The sequence below is a fragment of the Arcicella aurantiaca genome (assembly GCF_003148625.1).
GTDB classification, from domain to species: domain Bacteria; phylum Bacteroidota; class Bacteroidia; order Cytophagales; family Spirosomataceae; genus Arcicella; species Arcicella aurantiaca.
Genome location: NZ_QGGO01000006.1, coordinates 224,050 through 237,923, shown reverse-complemented (window position 1 = coordinate 237,923; position 13,874 = coordinate 224,050). Strand labels below are relative to the sequence as shown.

Sequence of the window (13,874 nt, the reverse complement as noted above, 5' to 3'; positions counted from 1 at the left end):
GGAAAGAATGAGCGATGATATTTTATCAATTTTACGGTTTTACTAACCATTTTTACAGGTAAGTATTATAAGCTATCAATTCTTTGATAATTTCGGTAAATCTTGAAAATCAAAACCACTACTGCCATGATAATTTACGATACAATAAAACATTATAGCCAAACATTTAACAACACGACGCTTCATCCATTAATTAATTTTGTGGACTTGGGGAAGTCTGACCCAATTGCTAAAACAAAGGCGAAGATGAATATTTATGCCATAATTATCAAGGAAACTAAATGCGGAGAATTACGATATGGCAATAAATATTATGATTATGAAGAAGGTACAATAGTCTTTTTTGCCCCCGGGCAAATTATCACGCACGAGCCAGAAGGTGAAATACATCAACCTTATGGAAAAGCTTTGGTTTTTCACCCAGACCTCATTAAAGGCACAAGTTTAGGAAAAAGTATCCACGACTATACTTTTTTTAGTTATCAGGTAAATGAATCTTTGCACGTTTCTGAGAGAGAAAAAGAGGTGATTCTTAATTGTTTTGAAAATATTGCAACAGAAATAAATCAAAATATTGATAAACACAGCAAGAAGTTGATTATTGCCAATTTAGAATTACTACTTAAATATTTTTCAAGATTTTACGACCGTCAATTTATAACCCGTGAAGAAGCACATAAAGGCATTATTGAACAATTTGACACTTCGCTGACTGACTATCTTTTTAGTCAAGAATTATCAGTAAAAGGCTTGCCCTCAGTATCTTACTTTGCAGATAAATTGAATTTATCGTCTAATTATTTTGGAGATTTAATTAAGAAAGAAACAGGAAAAACAGCCTTAGAATATATCCAATTACGATTATTAGACCTTGCCAAAGAGCGAGTTTTAGATACATCAAAATCCCTCAGTGAAATATCCTATCAATTAGGATTTAAGTATCCACAACATTTTAGTCGTCTATTTAAACAAAAAGTAGGACTTACTCCCAACGAATACCGAATGTTGAATTAAGTAGGCGTTGGGAGTAGTCCTACTTAATTAAAAATTATTAATTTAAGATTACATCATTTTCTTTTTAGGTATAAATTTAGCCCTTTGCCCTTTTAAGACTAATCGAAGTATAAATTGTATCTTTTCAATCTTGAATTAATGAATACTGAACAAAAATATTTACATCTTTGGGCAAAAATCATTAAAGATGACAAACAGGCTTTTAAAGAGCTTTTTGATGCTTTTGGGAAAGAATTGATGAATTATGCTTACAAAATTTGTCTTGACCGCACGATGGCAAAAAGTGCCGTCCAAGATGTTTTTGTTGATATTTGGTTGTATCGTCATAATTTGAGTAATGACGTTCAAGTAAGATTTTATTTATATCGTTCGGTAAGAAGAGCCGTTACCCGACATCTAAAAAATGTAAATTTAGACGCTCAAGAATTCGAAAATTACCTATCAGAATTAATTGATGATGCTTCGCCCGAAGCCATTTTATGCAAAAATGAATTTGACCATCAACAAGAACAACAATTAGCCTCTTCGTTAAAAATGCTTTCTGCCAGAGAAAGAGAAGTGATTACTCTAAAATATTATTCCAATTTAAAACTCAAAGAAATTGCTATAATGTTGGGTTTGAAAGAACAAACGGTGGCAAATACACTTCAAAATGCCCTATCGAAACTTCGTACACGTTTATCATACTTGGTAAGCTTACTCATATTTCTGCTAATAAAATAAAGTTTGCTATTGCGTGAATTTAGGTTTATTGGGTGGAATCTTCGTTTTGCAATATTTTTAAAAAAAAAATAAAAAAATAACCTTTTGCTTTGGTAGTAAATCGAAGTTGCTTCCTCTTATCATTAACAAAGTCATTTTCTTTAAATCTATTATTGGGATTTTACGAGTTAGCATATCAAATGCTAACAGAATTTGTATTCCAACTTATTTTAAAACTTTTAATACAGATAATCCGTGAATAATTACACAACATATAGTCCAGAAGAATTAGCTCAGGATTCCTACTTTATAAAGTGGATAAATCATGCTGATTTAGAAGCAGAACATTTCTGGCAAAATTGGCTTGAAATCTATCCTTTTAAACGAAAAGACGTAGAATTGGCACGTCAAATGGTTTTGTTAGCGAATAAAATTTCTGATTCAACATTTTCTCAACAAGAAATAAATGAATTGAAAAATTCGATTTTAGAAGAAATTGAAGCATACGAAAAACCTGTCAAAAAAGGAATATATAAGTTTTGGATGTGGAGTGCGGCGGCAGCAGTTATAATTGCTATCGGCATCTTTTGGAATCAACAATCAGCTATCACTCCAGAACATACTTATGCAGCACAAGTAGAAAGGGCAAAAAATCAATATGAATTAGTAGAAGTATTTAATCAAGACCATCAACAACAAGTTATCAACCTTGCAGATGGTAGTTCTATACTTTTGAAAAAAGGCTCTAAAATTTCATATCCTCAAACATTCACGAAAGATTTGAGAGAGGTTTTTTTAACAGGGGAAGCATTTTTTGAAATTGCCAAAGACCCAAGTAAGCCTTTTATTGTCCATGCAAATCAAGTAATTACGAAGGTTTTAGGAACAAGTTTTAGTGTTAAAACATATCCAAATTCTCCTAAAGTTTCGGTAAATGTTAAAACGGGACGAGTGGCAGTTTACTTGGCAGATAATGAAGAACAATTACGAAAGACTCAAAATGAAAAACTGGAAGGCTTAGTTTTATTACCCGGTGAACGGATTGTTGTAGAAGATAAAATTATTAGTCCGATTCTCCCACAAATGTCTGTGGTGGCAGTTCCAAACAACAATGTAAATGTTTCGATAGAAAGAATTTCATTTGAATTTAACGAGACAAATCTAAGCGAAGTTTTTAATAGAATAGAGCAAGCCTATCACTTGGATGTAGAATATGACGCACAACATTTAGGGAATTGTCCAGTAACGGCATCACTTACAGATGAACCTTTAAATCAAAAATTACATCTGATTTGCAAAGCTGTAAGAGCCAATTATCAATTGAAAGAAGGAAAAATAATAATAACAGGCGAAGGTTGCCAATGAAGCTGTTTAAACTTTTAAAAATCTAATAATCAATAACAAGAAGTGCCTATGTAACATAAATCCATTCACTTACAAATCAATCTCTTAATGTAAAAAGAGCCGATAAAGTGCGAGTTTATCGACTCATCAACTACAATCCTCCAAAAAGGATTGCAGGATTTTTTTTGTCAAAATTGTCCAAATTTTAACGTACTAAAATTATGAAAAAAAATCAACAAAATTATCATTTTGTTTGGCAAATCATGAAACTAACCTTTTATCAACTTTGCTTGATTATTGCTTGTATGAACCTCTCTTTGGCGTTGCCAATGAAGGGGCAAGAGGTGTTAGGGCAAACATTATCTCTAAAAATTACCAATCAGAGTATAAAGGAGGTATTGCATACCATCGAGAAAAATACGGATGTCAGATTCGTATATAGTTCACGGGTTATAGACAGTGAACGCAAAATAAGTATATCCTTCAATAACGTTACTTTGGGGCAAGTTCTTCATAAATTACTTACACCTTTACAAGTAAATTATGAAGTAGCTGGCAAACAAATTGTGTTGGCAAGCCAAAATCAAAACGCTGAAAATTCTCAGGTTGAAGAACAAGTAAATGCTCCTGTGGACGTAACTGTAGCTGGAAAAGTTTATGACGAAAATAATAAACCATTACCCGGAGTAAATATTGCCATAAAAGGTACTCGCAATGGAACAACCACCAATGCAGATGGTTCATACAAAATAGCAGTACCTGATAAAAACGCTATTTTAGTCTTTAGTTTTGTTGGTTATGCTCCCGTAGAAAAACAGGTTGGTGTACAAACAACGCTAAATGTTCAATTGAATGTAGCCAATAGTTCGCTTGAAGAAGTTGTGGTAATTGGATATGGTGCTGTGAAGAAAAAGGACTTAACAGGGGCAGTTGTACAATTGAAAAGTGAGCAATTAAAAGAAGTGCCAACAGCTAACGTTTTAGAAGCCGCCCAAGGGAAAATAGCAGGAGCGGACATTACACGTAGTAGCGGACAAGCTGGAGCGAGAGTAAATATCAACATTCGTGGTAACCGCTCTATTGGCGGCAGTAACTCTCCTTTAATTATTGTGGACGGAATTCAGTACAACAATCTCGAAGACATCAACGCAAATGATATTGAAACGATGGATGTTTTGAAAGATGCTTCGTCAATCGCTATTTATGGGTCGAGAGGTGCAAATGGCGTTATTTTAATCACGACTAAAAAAGGAAAATCTGGTAAAACGGACGTTTCTTTTAATACGTATTCGGGGGTTTCGCAGGTTTCTATGTATCCAAGAGCGATGAACATGACTGAATATCGTGATTTAAAACGTGAAGCTTGGAGAGCCGCAGGTTTATGGAAAAGTTCAACAGACGATGCCACTATTTTTGCCAATGTTGCAGAATACCAAGCCTTACAAAATGGAGAATGGACTGATTTTCAAAAAGAATTAATCCATAATGGTTTTCAACAAAACTATCAAATTGGTGTCAGAACAGGCACAGAACGCTTAAAGTCGTATATTTCTTTAGATTATTTTAATGAAAAAGGGATTTTAAAATTAGATGACATTAAACGATATACGGGTCGTTTGAATGTTGACTATACCCTAAACGATTGGATGAAAATTGGCTTACAAAGTCAAATTACTTATTATGACCAAAGTGTAAGAAGAGACCCATTGAACCAAGCCAATAAAATTAGTCCTTTGGGTTTGCTTTATGATGCTAACGGAAATTTTAATTTCTTGATGATTGATGGACAAACAGGCAACCCATTGTCAGATGAACAACCCAATGTGTTTAATAATACCATTGCAACCACACGAAGTATAACCAATGGATATTTGGAATTTACACCTCTAAAAGGTTTAACCATCCGAAGTCTTTTTGGAGCAAATTTAAGTGCTTCAAGAAATGGATTGTTCCAATCGCCAAAATCATTAGACAGAGGTTTAACAGGAAAATCATTGGCAACATATAGCGAAAACAATAGTTCCTCTATCAACTGGGAAAACGTAATCACTTATCAAAAAGCGATTGGTTTGCATAATTTCACGCTAACTGGCGTAGGTAGTTATCTTTCAGGAGCATCAGATAATGTTTCTGCATCGGGAGTAAATCAGCTTTTGCCATCTCAATTATACTATGCTTTGGGAAATGCTACTGAAGAAATTAAGATTAATTCTGGCTACTCTAAAAGTACCTTATTATCTTATGCGGCACGTTTAAATTATGCCTTTAATGGAAAATATTTATTAACGGTAACGGCTCGTCAGGACGGTTCTTCAAAATTAGCAGAAGGAAATAAATGGACATTTTTCCCATCAGTTGCTTTTGCGTGGCGTGCAGTGGAAGAAGATTTCATGAAAAATATTCCACAAATAAGCGACCTAAAACTACGATTGAGTTATGGTATTGCAGGAAATGACCCTTCTGGACCTTATGCTACACAATCGTCTTTAACAAGAATTGCTTTCGGTTATGACGACGTAGTGGCTCCCGCCTATACTTTTTCAAGAAATGTTGGAAATGCAGAATTGGGTTGGGAATTATCTGAAACAAAAAACCTTGGACTCGACTTTGGAATTTTAGAGGGTAGAATCAGCGGTTCTGTTGATTATTATGATACCAAAACAACCAACTTGCTGCTTGACAGAGGCTTACCGCCTACTTCTGGAGTAACAACCGTAAAGCAAAATATTGGCAAAACCCGAAATCAAGGAATTGAAGTAACCATTGGAACTACTAATATTCGTACTAAAAATTTCTCTTGGAACAGTAATATTACCTTCACAAAAAATAATGAAGAAATTGTAGAATTAGTAACAGGAGGTAACGATATTGGAAACGGTTGGTTTATCGGACAGCCTATCAATGTTTTCTATGACTATCAAAAAACGGGAATTTGGCAAACTTCAGAAGCAGATGTTGCCAGTAAGATTTTGCCTATTCAAACACCGGGTGAAATTAAAGTAATGGATCAAAACGGTGATAGTAAAATAGATGCCATTAATGATAGAGTTATTCTTGGTAACCCTCGCCCCAAATGGAGTGGTGGTTTAGACAATACTTTCAAATTTAAGAATTTTGACCTTAATGTGTTTATTTATGCACGAATGGGACAAATGATTAATGCTGACCGCTATGCAAGATTTGATGCACAAGGAGCGGGAAATAGTACGGCTGGTATTGATTATTGGACACCCGAAAATCCTACCAATGCGTATCCACGTCCAAACAAAAATGGTGGTTTGAAATATACCTCAACACTCGGCTATCAAGATGGTTCATTTGCTCGTATCAGAAATATTACCTTAGGCTACAATATTCCTGCTACAATTTTACGCTCAAAAACCATCAAAAATATCAAGGTTTATGTAACGGGTAAAAACTTATTTACCTTCTCTAAACTTGATTATGACCCAGAAAGAGGTGGTTCGGAGAACTTTCCAATGACGAAATTGTTTGTATTTGGCTTAAACGTAAACCTTTAATCACGAATTTCAATGTTATGAAAAATATAGTTTCTATTAAAAAAATCGCCATTGGTTTACTCACAATATCATGCTTTTCATGCAATGATGTTTTGACAGAGTATAACCCAAGTGGCTTAACAGCAGAATCCGTTTATTCAACGCCAGAAGGTTTTGAAACGCTGGTAAATGCAGCATATAGTTATCAAAGATGGTGGTACGGAAAAGAAGAAGGATACAATATTGCTGAAACAGGTACTGATATTTGGACGAGTGGTTCGGGGGAAGTTTACCGAGATTTAACCCAATATCTGAATTTGCAAGGGAGTAATTCTGCCTTAACAACTGAATGGCGTGAATTTTATGCAGCCATCAATCTTTGTAATGCTGGAATTAAACGCATTGAAAATGCAGGATTATCAGCAACATTAAGACCTGTTAGAGAAGCTGAACTTAAATTTTTAAGAGCATTTTACTATTGGCACATCGTAGAAACTTGGGGTGGCGTACATTTTACTACCCAAGAAACTAATGGAATAATCTCAACGGCAAATCGTACTTCTGAAGAAATTATTTACAAACAAATCATTGAAGATTTAAAGTTTGCCACAGCCAATTTACCTGCTACTCAAACTCAATACGGAAAAGTTACCAAAGGGGCTTCTCAGGCATTTTTAGCTCGAATTTACCTCACAAGAGGAATGAATAAAGAGGCTTTGGAGATGGCACAAGCAGTTTTGAATGGAAATTATGGCTATAAATTGGAAGCTAACTATGCCGATTTGTGGAAAATGACTAATCTCAAAAATAAAGAAGCCATTTATGTGGTTGACTATTCTACCAATTTGGCATTGAACGACCTTGTGAATAGCACATTTAACCCTTATGGGCATGGTAGAGGCAGTAATAATGGGCATTTGCTTTTTATTATGAAATATGACGACAGACCGGGAATGCTTCGAGATATTACCAACGGACGACCATTCGTGCGTTATATGCCTACTCGTTATTTGTTAGATTTATTTGATGAAAATGATGCTCGATATGATGCTTCTTTTCAGCAAATTTGGAAGGCAAATGCAACCACCCGTCCAACAGGAATGAGCATTGGAGATACTGCCGTTTATTGTACAGGAAAAGAAATTCCTGATGCTTTTGAAGCCACTCGTAAATATCAAATTTATGATAGAAGCAAAATATTTAATGCCAACGGAACAGTAAAAGATAATCAACGTTACCCCTCATTATCAAAATTTATGGATGCTACTCGGGCAAGTTTGAACGAAGCTCAAAGTGCCAGAGATGTATTTGTGATTCGCTTGGCTGAAGTATATCTAATAGCCGCTGAAGCACAAATGAAATTGGGTAATAATACTGATGCTGCCACTTATATCAATGTTTTACGTACAAGAGCCGCTAAAACTGGAAAAGCTGCGGCAATGCAAATTTCGCCTGCACAGGTAACATTGGATTTTATTCTTGATGAAAGGGCTCGTGAGTTAGCAGGAGAACAATTGAGATGGTTTGACCTTAAACGTACTGGAAAGTTAGTAGAAAGAATTAAAGCTTATGCTCCAGATAATGCTATAAACTTGAGTAGTTACCACGTTTTACGACCAATTCCACAGTCTCAATTAGATGCCGTAACCAACAAAGCAGAATTTACGCAAAACGCTGGTTATCAATAAAATATTTAAACTATCAGCTATTTGTCCCAGACAAATTTAGCCCACAGATTGAACTGATTTTACAGAGGTTTACACAGATAGAATGCAAAAATCTGTTTAATCTGTGAGCTATCATTTGTCTTCTGACAAACCCTTTATTGCTCCAAAACATTAAACCTCAAATCTATTTAACAATCCCTTGAGAAATTAAAATCTCAAGGGATATTTTCTTAATTAAGTTGGGCTTGGGTTAGTATTATTAGTATATCTGGATAATTTTTATCCCAAAATCTTGTAGAACTTCCCGAAACAATATCCATTGCGGGTAAAGAACTTTCGGGAAGTTGAAGAAACTTATTAAACATTACTCAATGATGTGGTAATTAAAAATTATGTATTTTATGAAAACAATTTTCGTTAAATGTTCTGCCATTATAGTACTGATTTGTACTTTGGCATTTGCTACAAAATCTAAAGAGTCTTGGTCTGTCAGAATGGCGGATTCGGATATTCTAAGAAATCCAGAAGGTTGGATGCTTGATTTTTCAAAAGACCCTCGCTGGGGTTATTGTAATGGTTTAGTTTGTAGTTCTCTCGAACAACTTTGGAGACAATCGGGAAATGAAAAATATTACAATTACATAAAAAAATACGCTGACGACCTCATCAATGAAGATGGAAGTATCAAAACGTATAAAGTTGATGCCTACAATATTGATGCTCTCAATGCAGGAAAATTTCTTTTTGCCATTTATGAAAAAACACATGAGGCAAAATATGAAAAAGCCATCAAATTGTTACGTAGCCAAATGCTAACGCATCCAAGAACTTCAGAAGGTGGTTTTTGGCATAAAAAACATTATCCGCATCAAATGTGGTTAGACGGTTTATACATGGGAACGCCCTTTTTGGCACAATACGCTAAGGTTTTTAATGAGCCAGAATTGTTTTCAGATATTGCGAATCAGATTATTTTGATTGATAAGCATAATAAAAATCTCGAAACTGGGCTTTATCATCATGGTTGGGACGAAAGCAAAGAACAACGTTGGGCTGATAAACAAACAGGCAAATCGGCTCATGTTTGGGGGCGTGGCATGGGTTGGTACGCTATGGCATTGGTTGATGTGCTTGATTATTTTCCGAAGGAACATCCACAATACAAAACCATTTTGAAAATAACTCAAGAAATGGCTCAAACACTTAAAAAATATCAAGATTCTTCTTCAGGACTGTGGTATCAAGTGATGGACGTTGGCAAACAACCAGAAAACTATCTGGAATCGTCGGCATCTACTATGTTTGTCTATTTTTTGATAAAAGCAGGTAAAAGAAAATATATTCAGCCAGAATACATCCAAACTGCACAAAAAGGCTATGCAGGAATTTTAAAGCACTTTATTCGGGTAGAATCTGACCAAAAGATTAGCATCACAGATGCTTGTGCGGGAGCTGGTTTGGGTGGAAATCCGTACAGAGATGGAAGCTACGAATATTATTGCAAAGAAGTAAAAAGAGATAATGACCCCAAATCGGTAGGGCCATTTATCATGTTAGCATTAGAGTTTGAGACTTTAAAAGGCAAAAAGTAAATAGCTCTTAGCTGAATTATTTTGTTAAGTTGTAGCCATAATAAAGAGCCGTAGGCTCGGGAGATTTTATAGCCCCCGAAATTTATTTCAGCAAAAGAATAGTCGTAAGCTATGGTAGAAAAAATCTACAATCATAACTTACGACTATTGTTTTGCCATTTCAATTATTTTCGAGAACCCTACATGGATTCCTTTACCATTTACTTCTTGTGCGTAGTCATTTTTATAGCATCTACTTCACTTTGTTTGTAAATAGCACCGTCTGCTCTGAAAATATCATGAAACCATAATTTGGGTTCTTCTCCACTTGGTAGCGGTTCGTCCCAAGCATAAATAGTATTAGTTTTTCCTTTCACTAAGCCCCAGTTAATCGCTCCAACTTTATATTTTTCAAAGATAGGCAAACAAGTTTCAAAAGTGCTTTTGTGTTTACGAGCCATGTATTCTGTACAAATGACAGGGCGTTTATAGGTTTCTTGAAAACCTTTGATTGCTTTTTCTAAATCTTCTGGAGAACGATAATTATGGAAGGTAATAATATCCGAATTGTTCAACATAAATTCATTACTCAAAGGGTGGTCGTGCCACCAACCTGCTGTAATTGGCTGAGATGGTTTAGCTGCTCTTGCCCATTCGAAAGACTTTTTCAAAAGCGGCACTACCGCATCTAAATAACCCGAATTTGAAGGTTCATTGTACATATCCCATACAATTACACGATTATCATTGGCGAATGCCCCAATAACACCTTTTGTGTAATCTTCTAATCTTCCCCAAGTTCTTGAATCGAATAACATTTTCGTACCCGGACATCTTGCCCAACCCGAATTATGAACCCCAACTTTTGGCTCCATTTGTTTTCCAGCTTTTGGGTCGTCATTCCAACAAGAATCATACAACACAAACATGATTTTGATATGATGTTTGTCGGCAATGGTCAAAAACTCATTCATTCTTTTCAAAAAGCCCGCTTTATCGGTTTCGTAAGGAATATTATGTAAAAAAACTCGCATAATATTCATGCCTAAACCTTCAGCCCAACCCAATTCTCGGTCGATAGTAACAGGGTCAAACGTTTCAGCTTGCCACATTTCAAGTTCATTGATGGCAGTGCTTGGGATAAAATTTGCTCCAACAAAAAGCGGTTGTTTGGCATACCAAGTATTTGCTTTTTCTGCCGTCCATTGTTGTGCATTTGCCTGAAAAACGTTAATCAACAACAGTAATAAAAGTAATTTTTTCATGTTTAAAAAGATAAAAATTTGAATTTTGATTGGGGAATAAGTGTAGAATCTATTATTTATCCAATGTGCTTTAATAAAAAATAAACTATTTATGTAGAAATGCTAACAATCCTTAATTGTATGTCTAATTCCTCTCCAATGTACTGAAAATTAACTACATAAATTTCTAAAATGTAAGTTTTTGAATCGGAGAAAATACCCAACTATTAATACCAGCAATTTGTACGCCCACTCTTGCAAAAACATAATTTTGTGTGGGAACGATACTCGGAATATTTACACTCAAGTTTACATTATTTAAGTCTGTGATTTCTGAGGCATTTATTGAAACAGAAGCGATATTATCATTAGTTGACACAAACTGAGTTTTATTAATAAATAATACTGCTCTACTGAAATTTTTACCACTGGCATCTAAAAGTGTTTTTTCAATTTTGAAAGTTGAATTAACTTTATTTGAAGCCGCAGAAATTTTAGCATCACGAACCATGTAATATGGTGTCACTTCAATATCCATGGTTTTATCTGACGACAAATTGATGGTTAATGAATCGGGTTTACCTGCAACTGTTTGTGGCCATTTAAAAGGTACAGTTGCATTAATTATCGTGAATTTATAATCTCCTGCAAAAAGCAATGAAGAAAATGCCCCGTCTTGCGTAAAAGATTGGCTAATAGGACCAACTTTGCCAAAACCATATTGATAAAGTTGATACGGAACTTGATTATATTCTAAGGGAATCGGAACTCCTTTATAAACTAATCGTCCGCTTAGGGTAACAGATGGTGGCTGATAATTATCTCTTTCACAAGAAAATAAAGCCGTTAGCATTAATGCAAAAATGAATATATGTGAAATTTTCATATTTATAATCTTTTGTTTATCAGTAACTTATTGATTGGGCTGTCTCACTAATTTTGGATTCGCCGCAATAATGTTGTTGTCAATTGCTGAATAATAATTACCAAACTGAAAATTGTTTGCACCTGTTACAAGATTTGGTAAAACTACATCAAAAACCCATTTACCGTTATTCGGACTTGTAGGGTCATAAAATTTATAAGGCCACAATCCGAAAGGTTGTGTGTTGCGTTTTGTTGCTTTTCCGATATTCGATACTAATTCTGAAGTAGTCATTTTGCCGCCATCCCAAACAACATGAGCTAATCTCCAACGCTTCATGTCAAATAAGAAATGTCCTTCGTAAGCCAATTCCACACGTCTTTCATGCACTATTCTATCAAAAGTTAAATCTGAAGATTTTAACGGAATTGTTAAACCTGCTCTTGCTCTCACTTGATTAATATAGTTTACGGCATCAGCATTTAAACCTAACTCAAAAGCTGCCTCAGCGGCATTTAATAGCACTTCTGCATATCGGTAACGAATAAAAGCAACTGCACTATTTGTCCCTCTTGAACCTGCTCCCGGTGTTGGGTCAAGGTATTTACGGATATAAAAACCTGTTTGTGTACGGTTTACATTTCCATTATAAGGCCCGTCTTTTCCTAAAACTTGAACAGGATTTGAGGTATTCGGTAAAGCCACAAATCTGCTGGCGTCTTGGTTAGTCACCACTTGTCCGTTTCCTAATTTATATCCTGCCCAAATATCCAACTGCTGACCTTTAAAAGCTGAACCGGGTAAAATTATCGTTCCTGCCAAACGGGCGTCTCTTCCTGCAAAAATATCAATTGGATTGTTGTAATAAATAGGTTGCCCGTTAGCATCTTGATGTGCCATTGGAGCAAAAGTATTATCTAATTTTTCAAAATTTTCTACCAAATTTAAAGACGGATTAATACGTCCTGCATCACCATTTGCCGATTCTTCTCCTGATGAAAATGGTTGATTGCTTGTGGTAAAGTTGTGAACTTTTGAAGTTTTTAATTTATAGTCTTCAAAGAAAATCGACTCTTTATTATTTACTTCTTTATCCAAAAATAAGTTGGCAAAATTTTCGGCTAAATCAGGTTTATTTTGATAAAGTGCATATCCACCTGCTGAGCCACTAATAATTTCTTTGGCAGCTCTCAGAGCAATTTGGTAGTAGCCATCAGCTTTATTTGCAGGAATACCAACTTCATCTCCTGATAATTTCACGACAGGCGTATTAGCTCCGTATTTTGCAATTGAAGCCGCATATAAGGCTGCTCTTGCTTCCATTGCCAAAACTGCTCCTTTTGATGCACGTGACCTATCGTTTAAGTTGGCAGGAAGGTCGTTTTTAATTGCTTCAGCTTCTTTAATAATGAAATCGTACATTTCATATTCTTTGGCACGTGGCTTTCTCAGATACGATGGGTCGCCGTTGAAATCATACAAAAGTGGTTCTAAAATTAAGGGTACACCGCCCATTCTTTTAGTCATTTCAAAATAATAATTGGCTCTTAAAAAACGGGCTTCTGCTGAGAAACGGGCTTTATCAACTACCGACAATGCAGTGGCGGCACTATCTCTTTTAATGAACAAATTTAAGTCTCTGATATAACCATAATCCCAAGTTCCCCAACTGCCATAACCCCAACCGTTATTTTGTACGGTAGAATAATTCCCGTCAGAAGGGAAGCTTTCTCCAAAATCTACAAATGAACTCCAAGAGTTATTAAAACTGGTAATATCAACCTGACGATTATACAAATTGGCAAGAATTGATAATACTTGTGCAGGGTCTGAAAAAGCCTGTTCGTTACTTAAAATTGAGGTTGGCGAAATATCTAAAAACTCACTATCACTTGAGCATCCTCCTGTTCCAATTACCAGAAAAGAGAGGAAAACGTATATATATTTTTTCATTGAGAATGTTTTTT

At 35.2% G+C, this 13,874-nt stretch carries 9 protein-coding genes; 6 read left to right on the top strand and 3 right to left on the bottom strand.

The window, feature by feature from the left end:
- The first annotated feature begins 126 nt into the window (after positions 1–126).
- The 6 genes from LV89_RS07840 to LV89_RS07815 all read left to right on the top strand — a co-directional run bounded on the left by LV89_RS07840 (position 127) and on the right by LV89_RS07815 (position 9,819).
- On the top strand, positions 127–1,014 hold the full coding sequence (locus LV89_RS07840; RefSeq protein WP_109742349.1) for a helix-turn-helix domain-containing protein: 888 nt from the start codon (positions 127–129) through the stop codon (positions 1,012–1,014).
- A 138-nt stretch (positions 1,015–1,152) separates the two neighbouring features.
- Positions 1,153–1,737, top strand: coding sequence for an RNA polymerase sigma factor (locus LV89_RS07835; RefSeq protein ID WP_109742313.1), 585 nt, complete (start codon positions 1,153–1,155; stop codon positions 1,735–1,737).
- A gap of 234 nt (positions 1,738–1,971) precedes the next feature.
- Positions 1,972–3,081: a FecR family protein gene (locus LV89_RS07830; RefSeq protein ID WP_109742312.1), complete on the top strand. Its 1,110-nt coding sequence runs from the start codon at positions 1,972–1,974 to the stop codon at positions 3,079–3,081.
- Positions 3,082–3,281: 200 nt separating this feature from the next.
- Positions 3,282–6,581 carry a TonB-dependent receptor gene (locus LV89_RS07825; protein ID WP_109742311.1) on the top strand — a complete coding sequence of 1,100 codons (3,300 nt, stop codon included), beginning with the start codon at positions 3,282–3,284 and terminating at the stop codon, positions 6,579–6,581.
- Between the two features lie 17 nt (positions 6,582–6,598).
- Positions 6,599–8,248: a RagB/SusD family nutrient uptake outer membrane protein gene (locus LV89_RS07820; RefSeq protein ID WP_109742310.1), complete on the top strand. Its 1,650-nt coding sequence runs from the start codon at positions 6,599–6,601 to the stop codon at positions 8,246–8,248.
- A gap of 380 nt (positions 8,249–8,628) precedes the next feature.
- Positions 8,629–9,819 (top strand): glycoside hydrolase family 88/105 protein, encoded by a 1,191-nt coding sequence (locus tag LV89_RS07815; RefSeq protein WP_109742348.1) that lies wholly within the window; start codon positions 8,629–8,631, stop codon positions 9,817–9,819.
- 200 nt (positions 9,820–10,019) lie between these two features.
- On the opposite strand, the gene LV89_RS07810 is transcribed toward LV89_RS07815, so the two are convergent.
- From LV89_RS07810 to LV89_RS07800, 3 genes are all read right to left on the bottom strand, one after another.
- Entirely contained in the window at positions 10,020–11,063 is a 1,044-nt protein-coding gene (locus LV89_RS07810; RefSeq protein ID WP_109742309.1) for a glycoside hydrolase family 2 TIM barrel-domain containing protein, read from the bottom strand.
- A 166-nt stretch (positions 11,064–11,229) separates the two neighbouring features.
- Positions 11,230–11,928 carry a DUF3823 domain-containing protein gene (locus LV89_RS07805; protein WP_109742308.1) on the bottom strand — a complete coding sequence of 233 codons (699 nt, stop codon included), beginning with the start codon at positions 11,926–11,928 and terminating at the stop codon, positions 11,230–11,232.
- A gap of 27 nt (positions 11,929–11,955) precedes the next feature.
- Entirely contained in the window at positions 11,956–13,860 is a 1,905-nt protein-coding gene (locus LV89_RS07800; protein ID WP_109742307.1) for a RagB/SusD family nutrient uptake outer membrane protein, read from the bottom strand.
- Positions 13,861–13,874: the final 14 nt, after the last annotated feature.

Excerpts from the sequence above, each read along its gene's own strand:
- LV89_RS07840 (WP_109742349.1), top strand. The coding sequence starts at position 127 with ATGATAATTTACGATACAATAAAACATTATAGCCAAACATTTAACAAC.
- LV89_RS07835 (WP_109742313.1), top strand. The coding sequence starts at position 1,153 with ATGAATACTGAACAAAAATATTTACATCTTTGGGCAAAAATCATTAAA.
- LV89_RS07825 (WP_109742311.1), top strand. The coding sequence starts at position 3,282 with ATGAAAAAAAATCAACAAAATTATCATTTTGTTTGGCAAATCATGAAA.
- LV89_RS07820 (WP_109742310.1), top strand. The coding sequence starts at position 6,599 with ATGAAAAATATAGTTTCTATTAAAAAAATCGCCATTGGTTTACTCACA.
- LV89_RS07815 (WP_109742348.1), top strand. The coding sequence starts at position 8,629 with ATGAAAACAATTTTCGTTAAATGTTCTGCCATTATAGTACTGATTTGT.
- LV89_RS07810 (WP_109742309.1), bottom strand. The coding sequence starts at position 11,063 with ATGAAAAAATTACTTTTATTACTGTTGTTGATTAACGTTTTTCAGGCA.
- LV89_RS07805 (WP_109742308.1), bottom strand. The coding sequence starts at position 11,928 with ATGAAAATTTCACATATATTCATTTTTGCATTAATGCTAACGGCTTTA.
- LV89_RS07800 (WP_109742307.1), bottom strand. The coding sequence starts at position 13,860 with ATGAAAAAATATATATACGTTTTCCTCTCTTTTCTGGTAATTGGAACA.